At 72.8% G+C, this 24,849-nt stretch carries 24 protein-coding genes; 12 read left to right on the forward strand and 12 right to left on the reverse strand.

From position 1 onward, the window contains the following. Window positions 1-572: 572 nt before the first annotated feature. Entirely contained in the window at window positions 573-1,232 is a 660-nt protein-coding gene (locus CP967_RS01090; RefSeq protein WP_150486102.1) for a nucleotidyl transferase AbiEii/AbiGii toxin family protein, read from the reverse strand. Beyond that, the gene (locus CP967_RS01095; protein WP_150486103.1) at window positions 1,229-1,591 is read right to left on the reverse strand and encodes a hypothetical protein; all 363 of its coding nucleotides are present in this window, start codon (window positions 1,589-1,591) and stop codon (window positions 1,229-1,231) included. The genes CP967_RS01090 and CP967_RS01095 overlap by 4 nt, the downstream gene beginning before the upstream one ends. Before the next feature lie 606 nt (window positions 1,592-2,197). Between CP967_RS01095 and CP967_RS01100 the strand changes: the two genes are divergently transcribed. Together CP967_RS01100 and CP967_RS01105 are read left to right on the forward strand one after the other, a co-directional pair. Next, a complete protein-coding gene (locus CP967_RS01100) occupies window positions 2,198-2,767 on the forward strand; it encodes an RNA polymerase sigma factor (RefSeq protein ID WP_308436171.1) in 570 nt (189 codons plus the stop codon). After that, window positions 2,764-3,618 carry an Ada metal-binding domain-containing protein gene (locus tag CP967_RS01105; protein WP_229888432.1) on the forward strand — a complete coding sequence of 285 codons (855 nt, stop codon included), beginning with the start codon at window positions 2,764-2,766 and terminating at the stop codon, window positions 3,616-3,618. Before CP967_RS01100 ends, CP967_RS01105 begins: the two co-directional genes overlap by 4 nt. Window positions 3,619-3,676: 58 nt before the next feature. On the opposite strand, the gene CP967_RS01110 is transcribed toward CP967_RS01105, so the two are convergent. From CP967_RS01110 to CP967_RS01135, 6 genes are all read right to left on the reverse strand, one after another. Next, on the reverse strand, window positions 3,677-4,348 hold the full coding sequence (locus tag CP967_RS01110; protein ID WP_150486104.1) for a LysE family translocator: 672 nt from the start codon (window positions 4,346-4,348) through the stop codon (window positions 3,677-3,679). Beyond that, window positions 4,345-5,637, reverse strand: a complete 1,293-nt coding sequence (locus CP967_RS01115; protein ID WP_229888433.1) for an ATP-grasp domain-containing protein — start codon at window positions 5,635-5,637, stop codon at window positions 4,345-4,347. Before CP967_RS01115 ends, CP967_RS01110 begins: the two co-directional genes overlap by 4 nt. Window positions 5,638-5,685: 48 nt before the next feature. Beyond that, complete coding sequence (locus CP967_RS01120; RefSeq protein WP_150486105.1) at window positions 5,686-6,021, reverse strand: Rieske 2Fe-2S domain-containing protein; 336 nt, start codon at window positions 6,019-6,021, stop codon at window positions 5,686-5,688. Beyond that, window positions 6,009-7,430: an iron-containing redox enzyme family protein gene (locus CP967_RS01125; protein WP_150486106.1), complete on the reverse strand. Its 1,422-nt coding sequence runs from the start codon at window positions 7,428-7,430 to the stop codon at window positions 6,009-6,011. The genes CP967_RS01120 and CP967_RS01125 overlap by 13 nt, the downstream gene beginning before the upstream one ends. Before the next feature lie 65 nt (window positions 7,431-7,495). Beyond that, the gene (locus CP967_RS01130) at window positions 7,496-8,533 is read right to left on the reverse strand and encodes a class I SAM-dependent methyltransferase (RefSeq protein WP_229888434.1); all 1,038 of its coding nucleotides are present in this window, start codon (window positions 8,531-8,533) and stop codon (window positions 7,496-7,498) included. A gap of 296 nt (window positions 8,534-8,829) precedes the next feature. Next, complete coding sequence (locus CP967_RS01135; RefSeq protein WP_150486107.1) at window positions 8,830-9,936, reverse strand: IS701 family transposase; 1,107 nt, start codon at window positions 9,934-9,936, stop codon at window positions 8,830-8,832. A gap of 250 nt (window positions 9,937-10,186) precedes the next feature. Here CP967_RS01135 and CP967_RS01140 point away from each other — a divergent pair, with 250 nt between their 5' ends. From CP967_RS01140 to CP967_RS01175, 8 genes are all read left to right on the forward strand, one after another. After that, window positions 10,187-11,662: an amidase gene (locus tag CP967_RS01140; RefSeq protein ID WP_150486108.1), complete on the forward strand. Its 1,476-nt coding sequence runs from the start codon at window positions 10,187-10,189 to the stop codon at window positions 11,660-11,662. A gap of 108 nt (window positions 11,663-11,770) precedes the next feature. Beyond that, window positions 11,771-13,276, forward strand: coding sequence for an MFS transporter (locus CP967_RS01145; RefSeq protein WP_150486109.1), 1,506 nt, complete (start codon window positions 11,771-11,773; stop codon window positions 13,274-13,276). 60 nt (window positions 13,277-13,336) lie between these two features. Next, window positions 13,337-14,008: an HAD family hydrolase gene (locus CP967_RS01150; RefSeq protein WP_150486110.1), complete on the forward strand. Its 672-nt coding sequence runs from the start codon at window positions 13,337-13,339 to the stop codon at window positions 14,006-14,008. 57 nt (window positions 14,009-14,065) lie between these two features. After that, window positions 14,066-15,295, forward strand: coding sequence for a glycosyltransferase family 2 protein (locus CP967_RS01155; RefSeq protein WP_150486112.1), 1,230 nt, complete (start codon window positions 14,066-14,068; stop codon window positions 15,293-15,295). A gap of 116 nt (window positions 15,296-15,411) precedes the next feature. Next, complete coding sequence (locus CP967_RS01160; protein WP_150486113.1) at window positions 15,412-15,924, forward strand: methylated-DNA--[protein]-cysteine S-methyltransferase; 513 nt, start codon at window positions 15,412-15,414, stop codon at window positions 15,922-15,924. Window positions 15,925-15,974: 50 nt separating this feature from the next. Continuing rightward, window positions 15,975-16,760 carry a 2OG-Fe(II) oxygenase gene (locus CP967_RS01165; protein ID WP_150486114.1) on the forward strand — a complete coding sequence of 262 codons (786 nt, stop codon included), beginning with the start codon at window positions 15,975-15,977 and terminating at the stop codon, window positions 16,758-16,760. A gap of 200 nt (window positions 16,761-16,960) precedes the next feature. Continuing rightward, window positions 16,961-17,692, forward strand: coding sequence for a 2OG-Fe(II) oxygenase (locus tag CP967_RS01170; RefSeq protein ID WP_150486115.1), 732 nt, complete (start codon window positions 16,961-16,963; stop codon window positions 17,690-17,692). Window positions 17,693-17,727: 35 nt separating this feature from the next. Continuing rightward, the gene (locus CP967_RS01175; protein WP_150486116.1) at window positions 17,728-18,300 is read left to right on the forward strand and encodes a type 1 periplasmic-binding domain-containing protein; all 573 of its coding nucleotides are present in this window, start codon (window positions 17,728-17,730) and stop codon (window positions 18,298-18,300) included. An 18-nt stretch (window positions 18,301-18,318) separates the two neighbouring features. Here the strand turns inward: CP967_RS01175 and CP967_RS01180 are convergent, their stop codons facing one another. The 4 genes from CP967_RS01180 to CP967_RS01195 all read right to left on the reverse strand — a co-directional run bounded on the left by CP967_RS01180 (window position 18,319) and on the right by CP967_RS01195 (window position 21,567). After that, entirely contained in the window at window positions 18,319-18,810 is a 492-nt protein-coding gene (locus CP967_RS01180; RefSeq protein WP_150486117.1) for a hypothetical protein, read from the reverse strand. A 175-nt stretch (window positions 18,811-18,985) separates the two neighbouring features. Continuing rightward, entirely contained in the window at window positions 18,986-19,831 is an 846-nt protein-coding gene (locus tag CP967_RS01185) for an aldo/keto reductase (protein ID WP_150491630.1), read from the reverse strand. A 277-nt stretch (window positions 19,832-20,108) separates the two neighbouring features. Next, window positions 20,109-21,128, reverse strand: a complete 1,020-nt coding sequence (locus tag CP967_RS01190) for a zinc-dependent alcohol dehydrogenase family protein (protein ID WP_150486118.1) — start codon at window positions 21,126-21,128, stop codon at window positions 20,109-20,111. An 82-nt stretch (window positions 21,129-21,210) separates the two neighbouring features. After that, window positions 21,211-21,567, reverse strand: a complete 357-nt coding sequence (locus tag CP967_RS01195; protein WP_208838856.1) for a MerR family transcriptional regulator — start codon at window positions 21,565-21,567, stop codon at window positions 21,211-21,213. A 364-nt stretch (window positions 21,568-21,931) separates the two neighbouring features. On the opposite strand from CP967_RS01195, the gene CP967_RS01200 reads away from it, so the two are divergent. Next, a complete protein-coding gene (locus tag CP967_RS01200) occupies window positions 21,932-23,617 on the forward strand; it encodes a carboxylesterase/lipase family protein (RefSeq protein ID WP_150486119.1) in 1,686 nt (561 codons plus the stop codon). Next, window positions 23,614-24,621, forward strand: a complete 1,008-nt coding sequence (locus CP967_RS01205) for an amidinotransferase (RefSeq protein WP_150486120.1) — start codon at window positions 23,614-23,616, stop codon at window positions 24,619-24,621. Before CP967_RS01200 ends, CP967_RS01205 begins: the two co-directional genes overlap by 4 nt. Window positions 24,622-24,849: the final 228 nt, after the last annotated feature.

Here is a 24,849-nt window from a genome sequence, read left to right on the forward strand (position 1 = left end):
TCGCATCCAGCAGTTGCCGATGGCGGTAGCCCTCGAGCCGTCCGCCTCCGCCCCTGAAGCCAGGCCGGCGCCGGCAACGACGGCCACACGGGACGCCATGGCAGCGATTCTGAAGGGGTGGGCCCGAGCGGGGCCGGACGGCACCTGCAAGGCGCTGAGCGAGGCTGTGGCACCGGAACACCCAAATCACCGGGCACTGCCACGGCCGGATGATGTCGCTTCCGCTGGCAGACGTCTGCCGCCGGGAGAACACCGGTCCTGAGCCGATGCTGTCAGCACCGGTGGTCAATGGGTCCAGCCGGAAGCCTTCCGGCCGGTTCTTCGAACCGGCCGTTACCGAGTTCCGCCGTCGGGACCCCGACTGGACCTGGGAGCGGGAACGGCACGCGGTGTTCGGCCGTTACCACAGCCCGGTTTCGCCATGAGTCCACTGCGGCGTACCGCTCGGCCGCCCTGTACATCCGCGGTGCGGGGAAGTCGCCCACCGTGGACGGCTCCGGGTCGGAACCTGCCGGCCCCGCCGCGTCCTCCCGTTGCGACGGCGGTGGAGGCGGTGGACGTGTGACGGCCTCTCAGGCGTTCTCGTCATGGATCCGCGCGCCCAGATCCTCCGCCCACTCCAGCGCCCACGCCTTGAGTTCTTCGATCTGCCGTGAGGTGAGCCCGTACGCGGTGTAGTCCTCGTCCTCGTACCAGTCCGCGCCGATCAGCCGGTCCCGGAGGTCTTCGAGGCTGAACTCGTCGTGGGCGCGGCGGCGGCCCAGGGATTCGAGGTCGGCGGTGGAGCGGTGGCGGGAGGCGGCCTGGACGTCGATGAGGTCGCGGACGGTGCCCCGGTCGGCGAGGGCACGGACCTTGGTACCGATCACGTCGTCGAGGGAGAGAACGGGGCCGTAGGGGGTCTGGGCGGGCGGGGCCCAGAGCGCCTCCTTGAGGACGTCGACCTCGCACTCCTCGCCGGTGTCCGGATCGGTCACGAGGAACCGGCCGCTGAGCGGATCGGTCCGGACGTGCGTGATCCGCCATCCGCGCGCGCCGAGGCCTGCGGTGAGCGAGGCGACGATCTCCCGCATCGGAGCGGGGTTCTCGGTGGCGACGTCGAGGTCGCGGCTGAAGCGGTCGACGAGACCGTGGGCCTGCACGGCGTATCCGCCGGTGAGGACCAGGGGGTAGGGGGAGCCGAGGTCGAGGATGTCGGCGAGGAGACGCTCGTGGAGCGGAGTGAGCTTCACGCGGCGGTCGTGCCGGCGGGAGCGGTGCGGAGCAGCTCGGGGAAGGCGTCCTCCCAGACCTCGCGGATGTAGGGACTGATCAAGCGCCGCAACACGGGCCACTGCTCGGTGAGCAGCCGGTGGTGCAGGAGGGCCACCAGGTCCTCCCCCAGTCCTTCTGCGAGGACGGTCCGGTAGAGCGTCACGCGGGATTTCGGGCGGTCCAGGCTGTAGCTCGTCCGCCCGGACCAGACGATGTGGAGCGGCAGGTCCACGTCGCCCTCGACAGGGCCGGCCAGCTCCTGCAAGCGCTCGGGCAGTCGGCTGCGGTAGCGCTCCCTCAGCACCTCGGCGCGGGGGGCGGTGATCGTCGGGTCCATGCGTCCAGTATCGCTGCTGGGAGGCGGCGGCATGGCGGGCACGGGGATCCCCTGTCATACGTACTGGGCGGGCGGCCGCCCCTCCCCCGGACTCTCAGCCGGGGCGCGCCCAGCGCACCATCGCCTGCGCGCGCAGGCCCGGGGCAGCGTGGCAACCGGCTGCCCGCAGGCCGGGGCCGGTCCGCCGGCGGGCGCGGGTGATCACGACGCGGCAGGTTACGCGGAAGGCCGCCGCGGTGGGACCGGCTGCGGCTTCGGCCTCTCTGCCGGAAGTGACGACGGTGGCGAAGCCGGGGCCCATGGCGCCGGCACAGCGGACGGGAGGGGAACCGGGGCGGTGAGGTCAGGATCCGTACCACGGTCGGCCTGTCGAGTACGCGGCGAGCGTCCCGGGCGGGAGCCGGGCCACGCGTCGCCATGGATCAGCCGGGCCGCGCCCACCGGCAGTCCGCAGTCCGCAGTCCGCAGCTCGCGCCGCCTCGTTCGTACCGGCCACCGATCCGACGACGGGCCCGGCCCGGCAGTTCACCGGCCTTGCTCATCGGTCGTGAAGGCCCGCGTGCAACCGCCGGGCGCGGCGTGGTGTTGTGAAGGGTGATGGATGAGATGCCTCTTCAGGTGCCCGAGTTGCTCGCGGTGGATCTCGACCGCGGCTTCGCCGAGCTGGTGCGGTCCCACGGCGGGGTCGTGTACTCGGTGCTGCTGCGCCTCTCCGGTGACTCGCGTGATGTGGAAGATCTCGTACAGGACACGTTCTTACGGGCGTACACGGCGCTGTTCGGATATCCGCCCGAGCGGCGCCGGGCCCTGCAGCCGCGAGCGTGGCTGCTGGCGATCGGTACGAATGTATGGCGCAACCATGTACGTACGCTGACGCGGCGGCCGGTCGCGGACGCGGGTGTGGATGTCGGGGAGCTGCCGCTCACCGACGGAAGTCCGGGGCCCGAGCAGCGGGCGGAGCACGTCGTGGAGCGGGAGAGGCTGGTGGCGGCGCTCGCCGAGCTGCCCGAGCTCTACCGGGTTCCGGTGGTGCTCAGACACATCGCCGGGCTGGGTTACACGGAGATCGCGGAACTGCTGGGGTGTCCGGCCGGGACGGTCAAGGCCCAGGTGTCACGAGGACTGGCGGCGCTGCGCGAGATGCCCCGGCTGACGCAGGAGGAGGTGATCCGATGAGTGGCCTGTACGAGAGGCCCGGCGGGCCGGCCGGTGCCGCGCGGGCCGGGATGGACGGTATCGCGAGCGCCGACGGCGCACCGCTCGGGTTCGACGGCCTGCGGGCCCCCATGCCGGTGGATCTGGGGATCCGGATTCTGCGGCGGGCGGGCGTCGCCGAGAGCGCGTACGACCGCTACTCCGTGGTCGCGGGCCCGGTGGTCGCGCTGTTCGTCGCGCACGGCCGGGGAGCGGTGACCGGGGCCGGTCCGGTGGACGGGTATGCCGGGCCGGAGGATTTCGAGGAGCGGCACCTGCTCCGTACCGGCCGGGCGGCGCTTCCCGCGGGCCGGCCGCTGCCGGGGGTCGTGGGGGCTCTGCGGACCGGCCGTGACCGGAACCTGCGCTACGACTACGGATCGTTGCCGGAGTCCCGGTCCCGGGTCCTGGAGGCGGTGCGGGGCATTCCGCGCGGCCAGCTGCGGCCGGTGGACTGGCTGGGGCCCGAGGCGGGGATGCCGGACGCCACGGCGGCGGAGCTGCTGGAGGCGGTGCGGTCCGGGCCCGCCCCGGTGCTGATCCCCGTCCACCGGCTCGGTGACGAGGACGGCCGGCCGGTCGACTGCGGTCTGCCGGTGGCGCTGACGGAGCGGCTGCGGGCGTACGAAGGGATCGACGAGGAGCGGCTGGGGCGGTTCGCCGCGGCCGGCACCCACTATCTGGGCAGCGGCACCACCAGGATCTTCTGCTACCCGACCTGTGCGCACGCCCGCCGGATCACCGACCGGCACCGGGTGCCGTTCGGGTCGGCGGCCGCGGCGCGGCACGCCGGCTACCGCCCGTGTCTGAGCTGCCGCCCCGTGGCGGCCTGACCGCCCCGCACCGGCCGCGCGGCCGGTGCGGGGCGGTATCCGGCCGCGCGCCGGCCGGTCAGCGGACGAACAGGGTGAGGGCGAGGACCAGGAGGACCAGCCCCGCGACGGCGTTGCCGATCCGGGCGGCGAGCGGGGGGAACGCGGTCTCGCCCGCCGTCCGCCTGGTCACCATCCGTACGCCCACCTCGGTGAGGATCAGCAGCCAGAGCGCGACGATGGCCAGGTACACCAGGGCGAGCAGGGACAGTGCCGCGGCCGACGGGGCCTCCACGGGCAGGAACTGCGGGAGGAAGACGGTCAGGAAGAGGCCGACCTTCGGATTCCCGGCGGTGCAGAGGAAGCCGAGCAGCAGGTGCCTCGGCAGCCGGTCGGCCGGCGGCCCCCCGGCCGTGGCGGGCTGAGGGGCTGCCTGCTGCTCGGGCCGCAGTGCTTCCCACAGCGCCCGTGCGCCGGTCAGGGTAAGCACCGACGCTCCGGCGATCTGCCAGGCCAGGAACAGTTCGGGCCGGAGCATCACCACGGCCATGCTGCCGGTGATCGCCGCGACGGCGTATCCGGCCCCGGCGATCAGCATGCCCGCCGCGGCGGCCAGCACCGGAGGACGGCGGCGGGCACGGCTGACCAGGCGCAGCACCAGCATGCTGTCCGGGCCCGGACTGCAGATCACGGCCGTGCAGCTGGCGAGGAAGGCCGGGCTGGCCGCTACGGCGAGGGCCGTCGAGGTCACCGGTGGCCGCCTGTCCCGGTGGCCACGGGCGCGGGGGTGATGAGCAGGGCGTCCTCCATGGCGCGGACCGCCGCCGTGTCCTTCGCGACCTGCTCGGGGTCGGGGTGGGCCAGGACGACGAAGCCGAGGGTGAGGGTGGCCAGCAGGTCTCGGGTCACCTCGATCAGGTCGCCGTCACGGAGTTTGACCGCCGAGTGGTGGTAGGAGGGCAGCTCCTCGATACCGCGCAGGGCCGCGGTGTTCGAGACGGTGCCGGGCCGGCGGGCCATCAGGAACAGCACCGTCATGTGCTTCAGCAGGTGGTACCCCTTCGGGGCGGCCTCCTCCCCGGCGAACCAGCGGACCGCGCGGTGCACCTGGCTGTCCCCGGTCGCCACGAGGTTGAACGCGGGGTGGCCGCCCCCGTGCGGGCGGGAGTTGATCTCGATCAGCCGGGGGCCGCCGGCGGTCAGCATGATCTCGATGTGCGCGGTGCCGTGCCGCAGGCCCACCGCGTCGAGGACGGCCTCCGCGTAGCGGGTCAGCACCGGCACCTCCGGGCTGTCCGGCGCGACCCAGGTGAGGCTCTGGTAGACGGCCATCTGCCCGCCGTTGTCCGTCTTCCCGTAGCGGCAGATGTCTGCGACGGTGTGCCGGCCCCGGTGGCTGAAGGTGTCGACGACGAACTCGGTGCCGTGGGCGTACTCCTGGACCAGCATCCGGTCGTTGAGGTTGTGCCACTGGTTGATCCGGCCGAGCTGGGCGTCGAACGGGATCCGCCAGTCCGTGCCCGCCGGTACGCGGGTGACCCCGTCGGTGCTGCCGCTCTTGGGCGGCTTGACGACCAGGTCCTTGCCCCGCAGGCCCTCCCGGTCGATCCAGGCCCGCACCGCCTCCGGATCGTCGGTGCAGATCTGGGCGATGGCGGGGACGCCCGCGTCACGCAGGGCCTGGGCCATGGCGCCCTTGTCCCGGCGCGCGGCGGCCAGCGCCGGGACGTTGGCCTGTTCCGGGAGCAGGCGTCCGGTGAGCTGGTCGGCGAGTTCGACACCGCTCTCGGCGCCCGCCAGCACACAGCGCGGTGACAGTGGCCGCAGCGCCGCCACGAGGCGGTCCAGGTCGCCGTCGAAGGTGTGGATCCGGTGGTGGAGCGCGGGGTCCCAGGAGTCGGCGTAGGCCGCGGGAACCGCCGGAAGCGAGCTGACCGCGACCGTGGCGATGCCGCGGGAGGCGAACTCCGGCGCGTACTGCGCCCCGGAGGAGAAGGGATCGACGATGACGGCCGCCTGGGAGACGGGCAAGGGGTTCAACGGGGGATCCTGTCTGCCGGGGCGGCAGCACGCCGCTCCCGCGGCGGTTCAGTCCCCGGCGGCGAGCGCCGGGGACAGCGGTAGATGGCAGAGTTCCACGGCGGCGCCCTCCGGGCCCGGCAGCACCGCGGTGACGGTGTCGCCGGACCGGACGGCGGGCACCTGACGGCGCAGCCGGCTGAGCGATGTGCCCCGCTCGTGCCAGGGGCAGACCAGCCGCCGGCCGTCCGCGTCCGGTACGCCCAGGTTGAGCGGGCCGCCCCGGTGCGGGCAGGACGCGGGGAGCACCGCGCCCCCGGTCCCGGTGCGGATGTACACGTACGGCAGGTCGGCGACCCGGACGCAGTTGCCCGCTCCGCTGGTCCGGAAGGTCACGAGAGGCATGTGCGGTGATCCCCGACCGAGTAGATCTGGTAGACGCACTCCTCGGACTCGATGATCGCGCCGTGCAGGCGGTTGCGCTGGATCACCGTTCCCTCTCCGGCCTCCAGGATGCGGTAGGAGTTGAAGCCGCTGACGAAGCGCATGGTGCCGCTGACGATGTGGCAGAGTTCGTCGCCCTCGTGGCTGTGGGTGTTCGACAGTTCGCCGTGGGGTTCCACGATGTCGGCCACGGGGGCGGTGACCCGGCCCTCCTGGATCGCCGCGTACACGGGGTCGTGCAGATCCTTGTACCGGTCGGCGTCGTCCATCCACGCGATCTGGGTGGCGAAGTCGTCGTCCGCGATGGTGTTCAGCAGCCGGAACTCCTCGATGCCGCGCACGATCTCCGGGATGATCTGCTCGCCGTGGCGCTCGATCAGCGGCTTCACCAGCTTGTCCAGCGCCATCCGCCCGTGGTGCTGATCGATGTGGACGTGCTCCGAGAAGTACCGGGCGTCCGCGGCGCCGTCGAACACGTCCGCGAGAAGGCTCTCCGCGCGACGGCAGAAATCGACCAGGGTGCTTTCCGTGTAGTACAGCGCCCCGACATAACGGAAGAAGTTCTCGTGGTTCTTCCCCAGATAGTGGAAGTAGTTGTTCAGCGCCAGGCTGGACACCAGGTAGTACTGCCAGTAACGGTGGACGTCGGACCCCAGACCGACGGATTCCAAGGTCGCCTCGAAAAGAGTGCTGTGCTTGGTGTCGTGGACGCCGTAACCGTACTCGTCGATCAGGATCTTGAACCATTCGGACTGCTCGGCGCCGTAATAGCCGAGTACGTTCCGGGCCATCGGTGACGCCTCGGAAAGGAAATCGGGGGCGAACTGGATGAGCCACATCCGGGCCGCCCGCCGCGGGTCGGCGGAGTCGCGGATCGCCTTCTCCGCGGGGGACGCCCCGCCCTGGGCGTAGACGTCCAGTCCCTCCAGGTAGGTGAGCAGACCGTCGGTGGTCCAGTCACCGCTCACCTCGACCTCCTGGTCGAGGAAGCCGAAGGCGAAACGTTCCAGCGCCGGCCTGATCATCTCGCCGCGGGCCCGGTTGTCCGGGCTGTAGTAGCGGCGGAAGTCCTCCGTCAGCTCGCCCAGCCCGGCCTTCGGGAAGAACACCAGGTCGGCTTCGTAGATGCTGGTGAGCAGGCGCTGGGCGGCCAGGCTGCTGTACTCCAGGACCTGTGCGCGGCCCGGCACCCGGTCGAAGTCCAGGTAGGGCAGCACCTGGGGGCGCAGTTGCCGTCGGTAGGGGTTGTCGGAGTTCTCCCACTCCTCGTTGTCCGTGTAGACCGGGTTGGCCGCGTAGCCGACGACGGCCTCGCGGAGCGCGTCACCGCGCAGTTCGAACGGCTGGTAGGGAACAGGTGCGTGTGACATGTTCGGATCTGCCTTCCGCTGGTGGATGTGTGGAACCGCGGTCCGGGCGGTGTCGCGCGGGGCGGTCACGCGAGGGAGAGGCTGGTCTCGCTCCAGGAGAGGTCGAGCATCAGGGTGGAGCCGGCCTCCACGTCGACCGGCTCGGCCAGGGGGACCAGTGCCTGCATCCAGTGGGAGCCGATGTTCTCCGGCGAGTTGCGCAGGGTGACACCGCCCCCCAGGTCCAGCTCGAACCAGGCGGCCAGGCCGTGCACCGTCCCCGACTCGCTCACCGGCACCGCGAGTTTGCGACCGCCGGGCTCCAGCGGATCCGCGGCGAAGTCGAAGGAGACCAGTTCCACCCGGTCCGAGAGCGCCCGGTGCGGCCAGGTGTGCAGACGGATCGGGAAGTGGCCGGGCGTGGCGAAGGAGTTCAGGCGGGAGACGTCGAAGCCGCTGGCCGAGCCGACCCGGTTCAGGTTCACCGCGTTCTCGCTCTGCAGCAGCGAGCCCAGCAGCCGGGCCCGCCGCGGGAGCATCACCCCGCCCGGGGCCAGCAGTTCACGGCGCGCGTGCCGGACCGACGGCAGGATGCCCTCGCCGATCAGACCGCAGTCCACGATCTCGGAGATCACCGCGTCCACCCGCCGGGGCAGCTCCCGGCCGACCGCCAGTTCGTCGGAGCGGCAGGCCAGCACCGTCACCTGGCCGGCGAGGCCCTCGGCCGCCACCACCTGCCGGGCCACCTCCGCCATCAGCGGGTTCGCCTCGCAGCTGTACACCTGGGCGGCTCCGGCGCGTACCGCCATCATCGCCAGCAGGCCGGTGCCCGCGCCGATGTCCAGCACCGTCCCGCCCTGCGGAACGACCCGTTCCAGGGCCGTGGCCAGGGCATCGTTGCGCTCGTGGTCGTTGAGCATGGCGAAGTGCCAGCGCGGCACCGACTCACGGGCGAACTCCCGGAACGCGGGGAGCGCCGTCGACAGGCCGTCCGGCTCCGCCAGCACCCGGGCGGCCGCCTCCGCGGCCCGGCTGAGTTCCTGCGCCCTGGCGCGGAGCCCCGCCAAGGCCAGTCGTATGTCTCCCTCAGCCGTCAGATCGGTGATGCTCGTCAATTGAGGCATGTCGATTCGCAGACTCCTAGCGGAATAGCATTCGAGACACGCTGGTACGGGAAACGGTGTCGAGCCATCCGAACAGGGGCTCCGGTCCGCCCCGTATCTCGTTCGGAAAAAGCACCGTGCGCGAGAAGAACAGTGGGTTTATGGGAAGTGTCGAAAAGTCGAACCGGTGGAAGCGCCGGAGGGCCCGGATACGAATTCCGGTGTTCCGATTCCCCTGCGCCGGATCGATTAGAGCATTACCCCGGGTGAGGGGCAAGGACGTACGTCGAGGAGCAGTACTTGTCCCCCGGCGGGGCTCAACGGCCGGCGGATTCGGCCCGGCCGGTCTTCACCGGATCCGGAGGGCTGGGCTTCGACGTCCTCGGGGCCGCCTCCAGTCGCAGCGCGGCGGCCGTCATCGCCAGGGTGGTGTGCCGGTACCAGGCCACCCAGCTGCGCACTTGGTGGCTGCTGAGCCCGGCCCGGGCGTCGGCCTCGTGAACGGCCCTGGCGGCGGCCGGGCCGGCCGCCGCCATCGTCCGGGCCGCCGGGATGCCCGGGGCGGTGAGCGAGGCGTGCAGCAGAAAGCGGGAGGTACGGCCCGAGGGGTGGCGGCGGGCGAGGAGGGTGAGGCCGAAGCCGGGGGCCGGGCGCCCGAACGCCGCTCCGAGGCTCCGGCTGAGCAGTTGCCAGGACTCCTTCTGCCGCGGTTCGGCGGGCGGCACCGGGGGGCCGGGGAGCTGCGGCAGCTCGATGCAGAACGGGAGGCGGCGGAGGCACAGCCACTGGCGCAGCCCGGGACCGGCGAATTCCGGCCCTCCGAACACCCAGTCGACAGGGACCGAGGCCGCGAGCGCGCGCTCCAGCATCTCCTGGCCGAGGTCGGCCATGCTCCGCGGCCGTATCCGCTCCGGCGGCACACCGGCCCGTGCGCAGCGTGCCGGGTCCGAGGTCCACTGCGGCGGCAGGTGCAGTTCCCGGTCGATCAGGCCGCCCACGCCCCGTGACACGTAGCAGAGCAGGGCCGCGGCCTGGGTGTTGCGCTCACGTCCCGCCGCCTTCGCCGGGACGACCGCGACCGAGCCGGTGCCCGCCCGCACCGTCTCGTGGCGGCGGAGCACCACGCAGGACCCAAAGGCCCCCAGCCGCGAGACGACATGGGCGCGGACGCTGTCGCGCAGCAGGTCGGCGTCCCACACGGTGCGGGTGAGCAGCCGCTGCGTGCTCCACACGCTGCCGGAGCCCGCCCGGGCGGCGATCTCCGCGGCGCTGCCCCTGGCGGGGTCGGCAAGCAGCGCCCGGACGTAGGCGAGCGCCAGGTCGCGGGGCTCCGCACGGGCGAAGTGGCCGCTGAGAAGCGTCAGCATCTCCGAGGCGGCGGGAGGGGCGGTACGGGATCGAGGCGAACGAGGTAAGTCGGGCATGACCAGAACCTCCGATAGGTCTAGACCTTAAGGTGCGCGGCGAGAATAGTCGGTCCCCGGCACTCCGGTAACCCCTCGACAGCTCTCGGTGACGGCGGCGCGGGTCCGCGGCCCGGGCCCGTCACGTTCCGTCACGGCGCCGGTGCCGCCCCGGGACCCCCTGGCGCCGGTGTGCAACCACGGCGCCGCTTCCGGTGTTTCCCCCACGTCCGAACCGATCAGACACCCGACTCACCAGGCGAGGCGTGAGATGAGCGAACCCACCGACCTGAGCGCCATCCGGCTGGCCGAGGCGATCCGCAACCGCGAGATCTCCCCGGTCGAAGCGGTCCAGGCGGCGCTGGACCGGATCGAGAAGATCAACCCGGCCGTCAACGCCTTCGTCACCGTCTGCGGTGAGCGCGCACTCGACCGGGCCGCGGCGGCCGAACGGGCCCTCGGTGACGGCACCGCGACCGGCCCGCTGCACGGTGTCCCCATAGGGGTGAAGGACCTCGATCCGGTGGCCGGGGTCCGGATGGCCCGGGGCTCCCTGGTGTTCGCCGAGGACACCCCGCAGGAGACCATCCTCTGCGTCGAGAAGCTCGAACAGGCCGGCGCGATCGTCGTGGGCAAGACCAACACCCCCGAGTTCGGGTTCAAGGCCACCACCGACAGCGCCCTGTTCGGCCCCGCCTCCACGCCCTTCAACCGCACCATGAACGCGGGCGGCTCCTCCGGCGGCAGCGCCGCCGCGGTCGCCTCCGGCATGGTGCCGCTCGCCCAGGGGTCCGACGCCGGCGGCTCACTGCGTGTGCCCGCCGCGTTCTGCGGGGTCTTCACCCTGATGCCGAGCTTCGGCCGGGTCCCGGTGCCCGCCAAGCCGAACGCCTTCCGCCGGCTCAACCCGATGGTCTGCTACGCGCCTCTCGCCCGCACCGTCGCGGACGCCGCCCTCGGCGTCGATCTGATGTCCGGCGCCCACCCCTACGACCCGTACTCGTTCCCCGCCCCCGAGAAGCTCACCGACGCCCTCCACGGGGACCTCACCGGGCTGACCGTCGCCTACAGCCCCGACCTCGGCGGCTATCCGGTCGAGCCGGAGGTCGAGGCCGCCGTCCGGGCCGCCCTGCCCGCGCTCCGCGACGCCGGCGCCACGGTGGAGGAGGTCGGCTTCCGGCTGCCCCTGCCGCACGGGGACCTGACCGCCATGTGGCGCCGTTACCTGTCGGTCGCCCACGCCGAGTCCGCCGCCATCTCCCGCGACAACGGGATCGACCTGCTCGGCGCGTACGCCGGCTCCATCGACCAGGGCTACCTCGACTCCGTCCGGGTCGGCGAGTCGTTCAGCGCCGTGGACTTCCGGCTGGAGGACCTCGACCGCACCCGGGTGCTCTACGCCTTCGAGGAGCTCTTCGACCGCTACGACCTCGTGGTCAGCCCGGTGAACGCCGTCACCGGCATCCCCAACTCCGCCGGGCGCGACACGGTCGGCCCCGACACCGTCGAGGGCCAGGCCGTCGATCCGTTCGTCGGCTGGTCCCTGACCAGCCCGTTCAACCTGATCGGCAGCCCCGCCGCGTCCGTCCCCGTCGGCCGGGCCCGCAACGGCGTCCCCGTCGGACTGCAACTCGCCGCCCGCCGCAGGAACGACGCCCTCGTCGTCCGCGCCGCGGCCGCCATCGAGAGCCGCCTGCCCTGGGCGGCCGGCTACGAGGACCTGGACCTGGACGCCACCACCGTCTGACCCGGCCACCGCCCGGACGGACGCCGCCGGGACGGCCACCGGCACCCATCGGGGCCGTCCGGGCGGACGGCCCCCCTCCCCGGCGGGGAGCGAAGATCGGAGAAACCCGTGCACACCACCACCGGCGGCCGCAGCGGACTCGGCAGCGCCGCCGCCCTCCTCGTGCTGCTGGTCGGACAGGCGATGGCCAACATCGACCTGGCGATCGTCAACCTCGCCGTACCCGCGATCAGCGTCGACCTCGACGTCAGCAGCTCCGAACTCACGCTCATCGTCACCGCCTACGCGCTCTGCTCCGCCGTGCTCCTCGCCCCGGCCGCCCGGCTCGGCGAACGCCAGGGCGTCCGCCGGGTCTATCTGTGGGGCCTGACGCTCTTCACCTTCTCCTCCGTCGTCTGCGGGGTGGCGACCAGCGCCGCCGTGCTCATCTTCGGACGGTGCCTGCAAGGGGCCGCCACCGCCCTGATGATCTCCCAGGTGCTGGTCGGCATCCACCGCTGGTTCACCGGCCCGGCCCGCGCCCGCGCCCTGGGCTGGAACGTCCTCACGCTCTCCGGCGGTGCCGCGCTCGGCCAGGTCCTCGGCGGCACCATCGTCTCCGCCGACCTGCTGGGCACCGGCTGGCGGGCCGTGTTCCTGATCAACGTGCCCATCGGCGTACTGATCCTGGCGCTCGGCCTGTTCCTGCTCCCGCACGACCGGCCCGCCACCACGGCCGGCCGCGGCGACAACGACGTCCCCGGCACCGTGCTGCTCGCCGCCACCACGCTCGCCGTCCTCATCCCGCTCAGCCTGGAGCGGCCCGGCGGGCTCTGGGTGCTGCTGGCCGCGGCCGTACCGCTCGCCGTCCAGTTCGTCCGTACCGAACGGCGGGTCATCGCCCGCAACGGCACCCCCGCGCTCGACCTGCGCCCCCTGAGCGCCACCAGCGTCCGCTGGTCACTGGCCTCCTACGCCGGCACCACGCTGACCTACATCGCCATGCTCTACCTGCTCTCCCTGCACGTGCAGCAGCAGCTGGGCCTTCCGGCCTGGCAGGCGGGCCTCGTCCCGCTCGGCTGGGTTCTCGCCTTCGGCCTCGCCGGCCCCGCCTTCGCCCGCTCCCCGCAGGCCCTGACCCGCTTCCTCCCGTTCATCGGCTGCGCAATGCTCACGGTGACGTACGCGCTCGCGTCCTTCGTACCCGCCGGTGCGGGCACCGCCATCTGGCCGCTGACCGCCGTGCTCTGCATCGGGGGCTTCGGCCTCGGCATCAACCACACCTCCCTGCTCAACCTGCTCACGGCCACCGTCTCGCCGCGCTACGCCGGCACGCTCAGCGGCACCGTCAACACCCTCTCCACCGTCGTCGGGGTCACCGGCGTCGCCCTCTTCGGCGCCGCCTACTCCTGGTTCAGCCGCAGCGCCTGGGCGGGATCCGCGACCGCCTGGGTCCTCACCTGCGTCGGGCTCGCCCTCATCGCCGGGCTCTGCAGCTTCGCCGCGCTCCGCGCCATCAGCACCGCACCGGCCGGGCACCCGGACCCCGGCACCGCGGCCGGCGCAACCGCCGCGCCCACCGCGGTGTTCTCCACCAAGGAGAACACCGGACACACGACGCCCACCGCCGACTGATCCGCCCGTGCCGCCCGTTTCACCGGCGAGAGCCGGCCGAACCACGAAGGACGACCAGCGATGACAGTGCCCGAACCCCACCGCATCCAGGCCAAGGCAGCCCTGTTCGATCTCGACGGGACCCTGGTGGCGACCGAGCACCGCAGCCGTGCCGCCTGGACCCGGCTCTTCACCAGCCACGGCCTGCCCTGCGACGACGCGCTGCTGGCGACCTTCGTCGGACGGCGTGGCCAGGAAGCACTCGCCGACCACGTCCACCGTTTCGGCGGGCCCACCGTGGACGAACTGTTCGACGAGGCGTGCGGCTATCTGACGGGCCCGGACAGCCCGCCGCCGTACGCCGTCCCCGGGGCCGCCGAACTCCTCGCCGACCTGCACTCCCGCGGCGTTCCCCTCGCCGTGGTCACCTCGGGCCTGCGGGCCCACGCCACCGAACTGCTCGCCCACGTGGGCGGTGCCGAACTGTTCCAGGTCATCGTCACCGCCGAGGACGTCCAGGCCGGCAAGCCCGACCCCCAGGGGTACCTGGCCGCCTGCCGGGCCCTCGGGGTCCACCCGGCCGACGGGATCGCCTTCGAGGACGCCCCGGCCGGGATCCGGGCCGCCGCGGCCGCCGGGCTGCGCTGCGTCGCGCTCACCACCACCCACACCGGGGCCGACCTCGCCCGGGCCGATGTGGTGGTGCCCGACCTCACCGCCCTGCGCTGGGCCCGGGACCCGGACGGCCGCTGACCAGCCGGCCCCACCGGCATCACCGAACGCACCTGACACCCCCATGGAGCCGCGAACATGTCCGACGCCCGACCGTCCGAGCCCGCCGCGCTGGCCGCCTCGGCCACCAGCAGCCTGGTCCTGGTCCACGACCCGGCCTGCCGCGCGGTCGCTCCCGACTACTGGGACTGGTCGGCCGACGCCCACCGCGCCGCCGTGGGGGCGCTCACCGCGATCGGCGACGACCGCGTCCGGACCGCGGCGGAACACCTCACCGGCGACCCCTCCGACAGCGTCGCCGCAGCGGCACTGACGACGGCGCTCACCTCGTTGCTGGGCCGCCCCGGCGGGGAGAGTGACGCCGTCGACGCGCTGCGGGCCGCCGCCGCCCGCACCGAATCGCTCTCCCGGCTGCTCGTCCAGCCCGGCGCCCCCGGCGGGGCAGGACCCGCCGGAAACCCGCCCGGCGCCGAGGAGCTGATGGCCGCGGCGGCCCGCAAGCCGCACGGCGGCGATCACCCGGTGGACGCCGCCGTGGTCATCCCGTTCCGCGCCCCCGACGACGCCACCGGCCGGGTCCGCAACCTGGCAGCCGTCCTCAACGCGCTCGCCGACCAGTCCCACCCCCGCGAGCGCTACCGCGTCGTCGTGGTGGAGAGCGACAGCCGGCCCCGCTGGCGCGACCTGTTCTCCGACGCCTGCGACGCCTACGTGTTCGCCCCCGACCACGGGCGGTTCAACAAGTCCTGGACGGTGAACGTCGGCGTGGTCCACGGTGCCCGCCCCGCCGAACTGCTCTGCGTCCTGGACGGCGACATCCTCGTCGACCGCGACTTCGTCGGCCGCGCCGTCGAACGGTTCGCCCGCCCCGGGACCCAGGCCCACTGGCCGTTCGAGGACATGCTCTTCCTCGACCCCTCCGCCAGCTCCCGCGCGGTCCGTGCCCGCTGCCTCGACGGAGCCCCCGAGCCCGGCCAGGACCGGTTGCGCGGGGTCTTCCTGCGCCGGCCCCCAGGGGGCTGTGTATGGCTGCGCGAGGACCTGTTCACCCGGATCGGCGGCATGGACGAGCGGTTCTGCGGCTGGGGCGGCGAGGACCAGGACTTCGTCTGGCGCGCCGAACGGTACGGCCCGATGGACCGGCACGGCGATCCGCTCGTCCACCTCCACCACGACCGTGCCGCCCACCGCGGCGACGACGGCACCCCCTTCTACGAGGAGGTGGAGCGCGCCGGGTTCTGCAGCTGGCCCTGCGACTCCGACTTCGGCCGCCTGGACAGGAACGCCCCGACGCCCGCCGGAAGATGAGCCCCCGGGTCCTCCGGGACCGCACCCTGTCCGTCCCCGGTCCGCCCCACCGGCCGGACAGCACCCGTCCGCACAGCACCGCACCGCACCGCACCGCACCGACACGAGGACCGACCATGGACACCCGGCACACCGTCATCGACTCCGGTCTCGGCCCCCTCACCCTCGTCGCCCGGGGCCGGGCCCTGTCCGGCCTGTACTTCGCCGACCACGTCCGCCGCCCCGCCGAGGAGGCGCTCGGGCCCCGGGTCCCCGCCGAGGAGGACCCTCTGTTCGCCGAGGCCGCCGAACAGCTCCACGACTACCTCGCCGGGCGGCGCCGCCACTTCGCACTGCCGCTCGCACCCGAGGGAGACACCTTCCAGCACGCGGTCTGGGACCTGGTCAAGGCCGTCCCCCACGGCGGGACCACCACGTACGGGGCCATCGCCGAACGCCTCGGCACCCCCAGGCTGGCCCAACGGGTCGGCCAGGCCGTGGGCGCCAACCCGCTCTGCGTCCTCGTCCCGTGCCACCGGGTCGTCGGCGCCGACAACTCACTCACCGGCTACGCGGGGGGCCTCGCCCGCAAACGTGCTCTGCTCACCCTGGAGGAACCCACCGAGGTGGCGGCCTCACGGCTGTTCTGACCCCCCTCTCCCTGCTCCCCGCCCCTCCTCCCGACAGTGAAAGCGCTGCCATGATCCACTCGGCCGGCCTGCCCGCCCCTCTCTTCGACGACTCCTTCCGGGCCGGCGGTCCCCCGCGGACGGCGTTCAGCAGCGAGCTGCCCACGCTCCGGGACCTGGACTGGGCCGCCCTGTACGCACAGCTGAACGAGAACGGGGTGGCGGTCACCGAGCCGCTGCTCTCACCCGAGCAGTGCGAGGAGGTGATCAGCACCTATGAGGACCCCGCGCTGTTCCGCTCCACCGTGGTGATGCAGCGCCACGGGCTCGGCCGCGGCACCTACAAGTACTACGCCGACCCGGCCGCGGTCCCCCTGGTCCGGGCGCTGCGCGAACAGCTGTATCCGCCCCTGGCGTGGATGGCCAACCAGTGGGCGCCGCTGCTGAACGAGCGCGCCTTCCCCGCCCTCCTGGACCGGCTGCTCGCCGAGTGCGCGGCCAACGGCCAGATCCGGCCCACCCCGCTGATCCTGCGCTACGGTGCGGGCGACTACGCCTGCCTGCACCAGGACGTCTACGGCGACATCGTCTTCCCGTTGCAGATCACCGTCATGCTCGCCCGGCCCGGAGAGGACTTCACCGGCGGCGAGAACGTCTTCGTCGAACAGCGCCCCCGGTCCCAGTCGCGGGCCGTCGTCGTGAAGCCACAGCTCGGCCAGGCGATGATCTTCCCGGTCCGCCACCGCCCCGTACGGGGCGAGCACGGCTTCCGCCGCCATCCGGTGCGGCACGGCACCAGCGCCGTGGAGTCCGGCCGCCGCACAACCCTCGGCATCATCTTCCACGACGCCCGCTGACCCGTCCGGCCATGACGCACCGGCCACGGACCCGGCGTCCGTATTCCGCCGGACGGAACGGCGCACGGGCCGCATCCTCGACCGTGGAACGTCCGGTGCCGCCCGGGAGGAGGAGCGGGCCGAAGCGGTACACCGGGACCGGCGCCCATCCGCCGCCCCCGCGGGAGCCGGGGCCACCCACGTCCTTCGAAGGAGTCACCATGACCGACACCGCCCCACTGTCCGGCCCCGTCGGCGACCGGGTCGCAGCGGGCGACTGGGACGCGCTGACCGGCGAGCTGGACGCACACGGCAGCGCACTGACCTGGCCGCTCCTCACCCCGGCCGAATGCGCGGAGATCGCCGGACTGTACGACGAGACCGACCGCTTCCGTACGACCGTCGACATGGCCCGCCACCGCTTCGGCTCCGGCCGGTACCGCTACTTCACCCATGACCTGCCCGGCCCGGTGAGGGAGTTGCGCGAGGCGTTCTACCCGCACCTGCTGCCTGTCGCCCGTGACTGGGCCGGGAAGCTCGGCCGGCCCGCACCCTGGCCCGACACCCTCCGGGAGTGGCTGACGATGTGCCACGACGCCGGGCAGGACCGCTCGGCCCAGATCCTGCTGCGCTACGGCCCCGGCGACTGGAACGCCCTCCACCGCGACGTGTTCGGCGACATGGTCTTCCCCCTCCAGGTCGTCATCGGCCTCGACGCACCCGGAACCGACTTCACCGGCGGTGAGTTCATCATGACCGAGCAGCGGCCCCGCGCCCAGACGCGGGGCTCGTCCGTGACCCTGCCACAGGGGCACGGACTGGTCTTCACCACCCGCGACCGGCCGGTCCCGTCCAAGCGGGGCTGGTCCAACAGTCCCATGCGCCACGGGGTGAGCACCGTCCGCTCCGGCCACCGCCGCACCCTCGGCCTGGTCTTCCACGACGCCTGCTGAGGCCCGACGTGCCCCGAGTACCCGCAAGGAGCGAGATGGACGTCCGCAAGGAGTGGCGGCAGCACCGCTCTCCGCTCATCAGCACCATGGACATGACCGCGTACGGCGCTCCCCTCGTCCCCGCACACCACACCGCCGCGGAACTCACCACCCTGGTCGGCCTGCTGACGGAGCAGGGGAAACGGATCGGGACCGTCGCGGTCGGCCACAGCAGGGACGAGCCCTCCCGGGCCGCCGCCGAAGCCTTCACCGTCACGTGGGAGTCCTGCGGCGGGACGGTGCTCACCGTGGTGGACTGGCCCGAGAGCGCCGCTTCCTGGCTGCGCCCGGCGGTCCGGCTCACGGCGGCGCTGCCGGACGCCTGGGTGATGGCCGCGGCTCCGCTCGGCTTCGCCCAGCTCGCCCGCCGCCTGCGCCACTCCACCGACTGGGACCCCGCCCGCACCTACGCCTTCGCCGCCCTCGGCGACCCCGGCCTCCCGGCCCTCGCCGGCGACCGGACCCTGCACGGTCTGCGTGGCGCCACGGCCGACGGCGGCAGCTGGGAGGTGGACCACCACTCGGTGACCGTCTTCCCGCCGGTCGCGGAGAGCGGGAGTGCCCCCTGAGCGGCCGGTCCGATGAGCTCAGTGCTGGAGGGCACAGTCATCCGCTGCCAGGTGCAGGCGGCGAAGGGTCTCCAGTCCGGTGGTGGGGAACGCGTGCAGGACCCACTTCCGGAGGTAGCCGTCCTCGCCGTGGGTTCGCCGTACCTTCTCGGCAGCCACCAGAACCGCGTGTGCCAGGGAGGTGCGAGGACGTGTGGACGTCCACACGGGGACGCCCTCCTCGTCCGGTGCGTCGAAGCTCGTCGACAGGTCCGGGAAGTGACGGACCGTGATGTGCACGTCGCTGTTCCGGCGACGAAGGATCCACCGTGCCTCTGCCGGTTCGAGGTCGAACGAGAACTGCTGGACACCATGGGGGCCGTAGAGGCCCGTCACGCCTTTCAACAAGTCGGCGAGCGCTTCTGTGCAGTAGCTGACGCTCTCCCGGTGTTTCGTCGAGCCGTCCCAGATCCTGCATGTCGCCCAGCCGGAGCCGCTCAGCTCCCACCTGAAATGCAAGGATCTCGTCACTGAATTCCTCCGGCCGCTCACGGGCCACCCTACAGCGGTGCCGAGGGCGTGGGGCGGCCTGGTACACCGCTCATCCGTCGGGCGCTGCCGCGGATCGGGAACACCGCCGCCCAGCCGGCCGGGGCAGGCCGTGGGCGAGGGCACCGGCCGGGGGCGGACCGGGTGCTGGGCGCGGTCAGGTGAGTTCCATGCCATTGATCAAGTCCACGCTGTCGGCGTCGCGGTGGTCGAAGCTCGGGCCGGACTTCCCGTCGAGGGCGGTGATGTCCGCCATGTCGGCGCCGGTGAGCTCGAAGTCGAAGACGGCGAGGTTCTCGCGCATCCGCTCCGGCCTGGTCGACTTCACCACCGCCGGGACCTCGCGCTGCATCAGCCAGCGCAGGACGACCTGGGCGACGGACTTGCCGTGGGCTCCGGCGATCCGGGTCAGGACGGGGTCCTGGAGCAGGCCGTGCCGGCCCTGGGCCAGCGGCGACCACGCCTCCATCCGCACACCGCGCTTGCGGATCGCCTCCTCGTCGGCGATCCGCTGGAGGTAGGGGTGCGCCTCGACCTGGTCGACGGCCGGGACGATCTCGTTGTGCGTGATGAGGTCGGTGAGCCGGTCGAGGTGGAAGTTGGACACGCCGGCAGCGCGCACCGTGCCCTGCCGGCAGCCGGCCTCCAGGCTGCGCCAGGTGCCGTAGTAGTCGCCGTAGGGCTGGTGGATCAGGCACAGATCGAGCCGGTCCAGGCCGAGCTTGGCCAGCGACGTCTCCAGCGCGCGCCGGGCCGGCTCCTCGCCTGCGTCCTGGATCCACAGCTTCGTGGTGACGAACAGCTCGTCGCGCGGGACGCCGCTGCGGGCGAGTGCGCGGCCGACGGCTTCCTCGTTCCGGTAGGCCGCCGCGGTGTCGACCGCCCGGTAGCCGGCTTCGAGGGCGTCGGTGACGGCCTGCTCGGTGTCCTCCGGCGGGATCTGGAAGACGCCGAAGCCGAGCAGGGGCATCTCGACGCCGTTGTTCAGCGTGACGTGGGGAATCGTGCTCATGAACGTGCTCCTTGTGCTGCGTCGTAATCGCTGTCGCTGACGTAGCCGAGCCGTGTGCCGGCCTCGCCGTCGGCTTCCTGCAGGGCGATGTGCGCCCGGCGCGAACCGGACGTGGGCGCAGCCGGAGGCGCTCTGCGCGTCGGGGCCGCGGACGCCGTCGTTCAGCACGGCGCCGACGGGCCGGTCCTTCGGGCCGGGAGTACTCCGGGCGCCGCCCCTGGTGCACTGCACCGCCCTGCTTCGCTCCCGTGTGTCGGGGCTGCTGCGGTCAGGGCGTCAGGAGGACCTTGACGGCACGGCGCTCGTCCATCGCCCGGTAGCCCTCGGCCGCCTGCTCCAGGGGAAGGGTGAGGTCGAAGACCCGGCCGGGGTCGATCTCGCGCTCCCAGATGAGCCGGATCAGCTCGGGCAGGTACCGGCGGACCGGCGCCGGACCGCCGTGCAGGTGGATCCCGGTGCCGAAGAGCAGGTCGCCGGGGATGCTGACGTCGTGGGAGACGCCGACGAAGCCGACATGGCCGCCGGGCCGGGTCGCGTGGATCGCCTGCATCATGGCCTGTTGCGTGCCGACCGCCTCCACGACGCTGTGCGCGCCGAGCCCGCCGGTCATCTCCTTGACCTTCTCCGCGCCCTCCTCGCCGCGCTCCTCGACGATGTCGGTGGCTCCGAACTCCCGGGCCAGCCGCTGCCGGCCGGGGTGCCGGCTGAACGCGATGATCCGCTCCGCGCCCATCTGCCGGGCGGCCAGCACCGCGAGCAGGCCGACCGCGCCGTCGCCGACGACCGCGACCGTCTTGCCGGGCCCCGCCTGCGCCGCGTCCGCGGCGAACCAGCCCGTGCCCAGTACGTCGGAGGCGGCGAGCAGCGAGGGCACCAGGCCCGCATCGGGCATCCCCGGGGTCGCCACCAGGGTGCCGTCGGCCAGCGGGATGCGCGCCCGTTCGGACTGGGTGCCGATCGACCCCATGACGGTGCGGTGCACGCAGTGCGACTGGTAGCCCGCCCGGCAGATCTCGCAGGTGTTGTCCGACGCCCAGAACGAGCCCACGACGAAGTCGCCGGGCTTCACCGTGCGCACCTGCGGCCCGACCGCCTCGACGACACCGACGTACTCGTGCCCCATCACTTGGTGGTCGACCTGCTGCACGCCGCGGTACGGCCACAGGTCGGAACCGCAGACACAGGTGGCGGCCAACCGGATGACGGCGTCCGTCGGCTGCTCGACCACCGGGTCGGGGCGGTCCTCGACGACGACCTGGCCGGGCTCGGTCATCACTACCTGACGCATAGAAGCTCCTTTTCTCGCTGTGGCCTCCGGACAGCACCGGTGCCGGGCCTGCACGGCACGGCTGCCCCGGGTGCCGAGCGCTTCACCTGCCCGGCTCGAGCTCCGGGAGCAGAGCGCGTGCTTCCCCGCCGGGGCGTTCGGCCCCGGCGGCGTCACCGGCGGCCACGGCCTGCCAGTAGCCGATCTTCAGGCCCACGTACTTCCGCCGCATCCTGACCAGCCGGGCTTCCTCGGCCAAGCGCTCGGCGCGTTCGCGCAGCAACGAGATCTGCTGCTCCGCCGCGTCCGGGCCCAGACGGCCGGTCTCGACGTAGTCCCGCATGTCGCGGACGGACATGCCGGCTGCCGCCAGGCACGCGATCCCGGTCAGCAGGTCCGGGTCCGCCTCGGTGCAGATCCGGTGCCCGCTGCTCTCGCCACGCGCGACGGGCGCGATCACACCCGCCGACCCGCGTAGTACCGCAGTGTGCCGGCCGGCGGCCCTGTCAGGGCCGCCGCCTCCTTGATCGTGCAGGTCCGGTCGCCGGTATCCGCTGCCCCTCGGCAGAGTCCGGAAAACTTCACGTGGTCGAAGTCGAAGTTCCCCTGTCGGCCCGCCCGTCGGCCAAGGACTCCACGGGCACGGCCGGGGGCGTCCCTTCCGTATCCGGATCCGGGCCTCGGACGAGGGCGCCGCCCGGAGTTTCACCCGGTCGCCTCCGCAGACCCCGGGCCGGCTGGCGAGGTGCGCGTGCCTGGGGCGGTTCCGCTGTGAATATGTCCGTTGTCCCCTTCCCGCGGCATCCGACAGGAGACAGCCGGCCATGGCAGCGAAACGCACGGTGGTCCTCGCGGTCCTCGCGGGCGCGCTCTTCCTGACGGTGAGCGCGCCGGCCACGGACTTCCCGGACCCGGCGGGCTCGGGGAGCGGTGTCGCCGCTCCCACGGTACGCACGGACACCGGCCTCGTACGGGGCCGGGCGACAGCGGCCCACACCGTGTTCCGGGGCATCCCCTACGCGGGACCGCCGAAGGGCGCGTACCGCTGGGCGGCCCCGCGCCCGGTGCGCCCCTGGTCCGGTGTGCGGGACGCGACAGAACCGGGGCCGCTGTGCCCCCAGACCGCCTCGGCCTACACCGACGTGTCGAGCCAGGAGGAGGACTGCCTGGTCCTCGATGTCACCGCGCGCGCCCCGGCGTCCACGGGGCGCCCCGCACCCGTCCTGGTGTGGATCCACGGAGACGGGGCCGTGGGGGGTGGCGCCTTCTTCGACGCGCGGCGCCTCGCCGACCGCGGCGTGGTCGTGGTCACCATCAACTACCGGCTCGGAGTGTTCGGCGGCTTCGCCTACCCGGGACTCCAGGGCTCAGGGACGTTCGCGCTGCAGGACCAGCAGGCCGCGCTGCGCTGGGTCCGGCGCAACGCCGCCGCGTTCGGCGGGGACCCCGGCAACGTCACCGTGGCGGGTTCCTCCTTCGGCGCGGCCGCCATCAGCGGCCACCTCACCTCGCCGGGGGCCCGGGGGCTGTTCCACCGGGCCGTCCTGGCCAGCGGCGAGGGAATGATGGACATGCCGGCCGGGGCGATGGGCGAGGGCGTGCCCGCCTATCCGCATTACACCTGGCGTACGGAGCGGGAGTCCCGGGAGACCGGCCTCGGGATGACGTCGGCCCTGGGCTGCGCCGGGCCCGACCCCCGGCAGGCGCTGCGATGCCTTCGCGCACTGCCCGTGAGGGAACTGCTGGAGGTCCCGGGCATCATGAACGCCTTCCAGGCGTTCGCCTACGGCAACGACGTGCTTCCCGAACTGCCGGAGGAGGCGCTCAGGGAAGGCCGCTTCACCCGCGTCCCGGTGATGACGGGGGCCACGGCGGACGAACACCGCCTTTTCGTCGGGATGGCCCACGACGCGATCGGCTCCCCGTTCACCGCCGACCGGTACGAGCGCGCTCTCGCCACCGCCTTCGGAAGCGACGCGGACACGGTGGCCGCGCGCTACCCGGTCACGGCCTTCCCCTCGCCCGCCCTGGCCTGGGCCACCGTGGTGACCGACCGGATGTGGGCCCGCGGCACCCACGCGCAGGCCACCGCCCTCGGGCGCCGCACCCCGACGTACGCCTACGAGTTCGCCGACAAGGACGCCCCCATGTACCTCCCCCTCCCGGGCGCCTTCGACTTCGGCGCCTACCACGCGGGAGACACCCCTTACGTGTTCGAGGACCCGGACGCGCAGAAACACTTCACCGGAGCCCAGCGGCGTCTGTCCGACACCATGACCGACTACTGGGCGCACTTCGCCCGCACCGGCAGCCCGGACCGGCCCGGGCTGCCGCGATGGCCCCGGTTCGAACCGGCGGACGCCGTACCGCACACCCAGTCCCTGGCCCCGGACAGGATCGGGCCGGTCGACTACGCGAAGGAGCACCGGCTCGGCTTCTGGCTACGCCTCGCCGGACAAGCGGCTTCACCGGCACCGCAGCCGGCCAAGGGCAAGGAACCTGCTTCATGACCCCGCAGCCACGACAGCCTCGGATCAACGTCACCCACGACTGGGGCGTACTCAGGGAAACCGTCGTGGGCCGGGTCATCGACTTCACCTTCCCCGCCCAGCTCGCCGCGGGGGTCCCCGAGTCGCTCGGCTTCCTTCCGGAACGTACGCGGGCAAGCATGCCCCGCTGGGCGGGGCTGCGCTGGTCCCAGGCCGATCCCGAAGGGTACGGGCGGTGTGTCGAACAGGTCGAGGCACTGGCCCGCTTCCTCACCGCCCGGGGTGTGGGAGTACACCGCCCCCGCACACTCAGCGACAGCGAACTGGGCCTGTACGACGACGGTTTCAGCATGCAGACGTTTGTACGCGATCCCATGGTCGTCATCGGCGACCAGGTCGTCGAAACGGCGCTGCGACTGCCGGCCCGTTTCAAGGAACGCTTCGGCCTGCGTCCCGTCTTCGAGGAGGCGCAGGCACGCGGAGCACGCTGCTCGGTCATGCCGCCACCGGTGCCCGTACCGGTGGCGGACCTCCGCACGGCCGAAGGGCCCTTCCTGGAAGGCGGCGACGTCCTGCCCATGGGCCGCGACATCCTCGTCGGCACCGGGCGGACCGCGTCCGACGCGGCGGGCGCCCGGTGGCTGGAACGCCTGCTCGGGGACGGTCACCGGGTCCACCAGGTGCCGCTCTCGGACCAGGTGATCCACCTGGACGACGGCCTCACCACCGTCCGCGAAGGGCTCGCCGTGGTCTGCCGGGAGCAGTTCACCAACGGACTGCCTGCACCGGTCGCCGACTGGGAGCTGATCGACGTGAGCCTCCATGACGCCGTCAACCTCCTGGCGGGCAACAGCCTGGTGCTGGCCCCCGGCGAAGTGCTCGTCGACGAGCGTCTGACCGGCCTGGCCGAGACTCTCACCGCCCACGACGTCACGGTCCACACCCTGCCCTACGACGCGGTCACCCCCTTCGCCGGCGGCTTCCGCTGCTCCCACCACCCGCTGGTACGGGAACTCCCCTCATGACCCCCGAAGAGGCTTCGGCTCCGGTCGACCGGCGAGCACACCTGACTGGCGGGCATGCGCGAAGGGACCGTCGGATGGTTCAGCGCCTCGGTGGCGGGGGCCAGGCCGGCCGGGGCGCCTGCGTCGGGTGCGGCGGCGCTCATGTCCCGGGCAGAGTGCGGCTTCGACGCGAACGCGACCTGCACGGGTGTGCCGCCCGCCGCACGCCGGGGCTCCGGCTCCGCTCAC

This window comes from Streptomyces nitrosporeus (genome assembly GCF_008704555.1).
GTDB lineage: Bacteria > Actinomycetota > Actinomycetes > Streptomycetales > Streptomycetaceae > Streptomyces > Streptomyces nitrosporeus.

What these genes read in the sequence shown, in the direction of transcription:
- CP967_RS01200 (WP_150486119.1), top strand. Translation starts at nt 21,932, where the DNA reads ATGGCAGCGAAACGCACGGTGGTCCTCGCGGTCCTCGCGGGCGCGCTC.
- CP967_RS01140 (WP_150486108.1), top strand. Translation starts at nt 10,187, where the DNA reads ATGAGCGAACCCACCGACCTGAGCGCCATCCGGCTGGCCGAGGCGATC.
- CP967_RS01120 (WP_150486105.1), bottom strand. Translation starts at nt 6,021, where the DNA reads ATGCCTCTCGTGACCTTCCGGACCAGCGGAGCGGGCAACTGCGTCCGG.
- CP967_RS01205 (WP_150486120.1), top strand. Translation starts at nt 23,614, where the DNA reads ATGACCCCGCAGCCACGACAGCCTCGGATCAACGTCACCCACGACTGG.
- CP967_RS01155 (WP_150486112.1), top strand. Translation starts at nt 14,066, where the DNA reads ATGTCCGACGCCCGACCGTCCGAGCCCGCCGCGCTGGCCGCCTCGGCC.
- CP967_RS01105 (WP_229888432.1), top strand. Translation starts at nt 2,764, where the DNA reads ATGAGTGGCCTGTACGAGAGGCCCGGCGGGCCGGCCGGTGCCGCGCGG.
- CP967_RS01165 (WP_150486114.1), top strand. Translation starts at nt 15,975, where the DNA reads ATGATCCACTCGGCCGGCCTGCCCGCCCCTCTCTTCGACGACTCCTTC.
- CP967_RS01160 (WP_150486113.1), top strand. Translation starts at nt 15,412, where the DNA reads ATGGACACCCGGCACACCGTCATCGACTCCGGTCTCGGCCCCCTCACC.
- CP967_RS01100 (WP_308436171.1), top strand. Translation starts at nt 2,198, where the DNA reads ATGCCTCTTCAGGTGCCCGAGTTGCTCGCGGTGGATCTCGACCGCGGC.
- CP967_RS01170 (WP_150486115.1), top strand. Translation starts at nt 16,961, where the DNA reads ATGACCGACACCGCCCCACTGTCCGGCCCCGTCGGCGACCGGGTCGCA.
- CP967_RS01125 (WP_150486106.1), bottom strand. Translation starts at nt 7,430, where the DNA reads ATGTCACACGCACCTGTTCCCTACCAGCCGTTCGAACTGCGCGGTGAC.
- CP967_RS01150 (WP_150486110.1), top strand. Translation starts at nt 13,337, where the DNA reads ATGACAGTGCCCGAACCCCACCGCATCCAGGCCAAGGCAGCCCTGTTC.
- CP967_RS01135 (WP_150486107.1), bottom strand. Translation starts at nt 9,936, where the DNA reads ATGCCCGACTTACCTCGTTCGCCTCGATCCCGTACCGCCCCTCCCGCC.
- CP967_RS01095 (WP_150486103.1), bottom strand. Translation starts at nt 1,591, where the DNA reads ATGGACCCGACGATCACCGCCCCCCGCGCCGAGGTGCTGAGGGAGCGC.
- CP967_RS01175 (WP_150486116.1), top strand. Translation starts at nt 17,728, where the DNA reads ATGGACGTCCGCAAGGAGTGGCGGCAGCACCGCTCTCCGCTCATCAGC.
- CP967_RS01190 (WP_150486118.1), bottom strand. Translation starts at nt 21,128, where the DNA reads ATGCGTCAGGTAGTGATGACCGAGCCCGGCCAGGTCGTCGTCGAGGAC.
- CP967_RS01130 (WP_229888434.1), bottom strand. Translation starts at nt 8,533, where the DNA reads ATGCCTCAATTGACGAGCATCACCGATCTGACGGCTGAGGGAGACATA.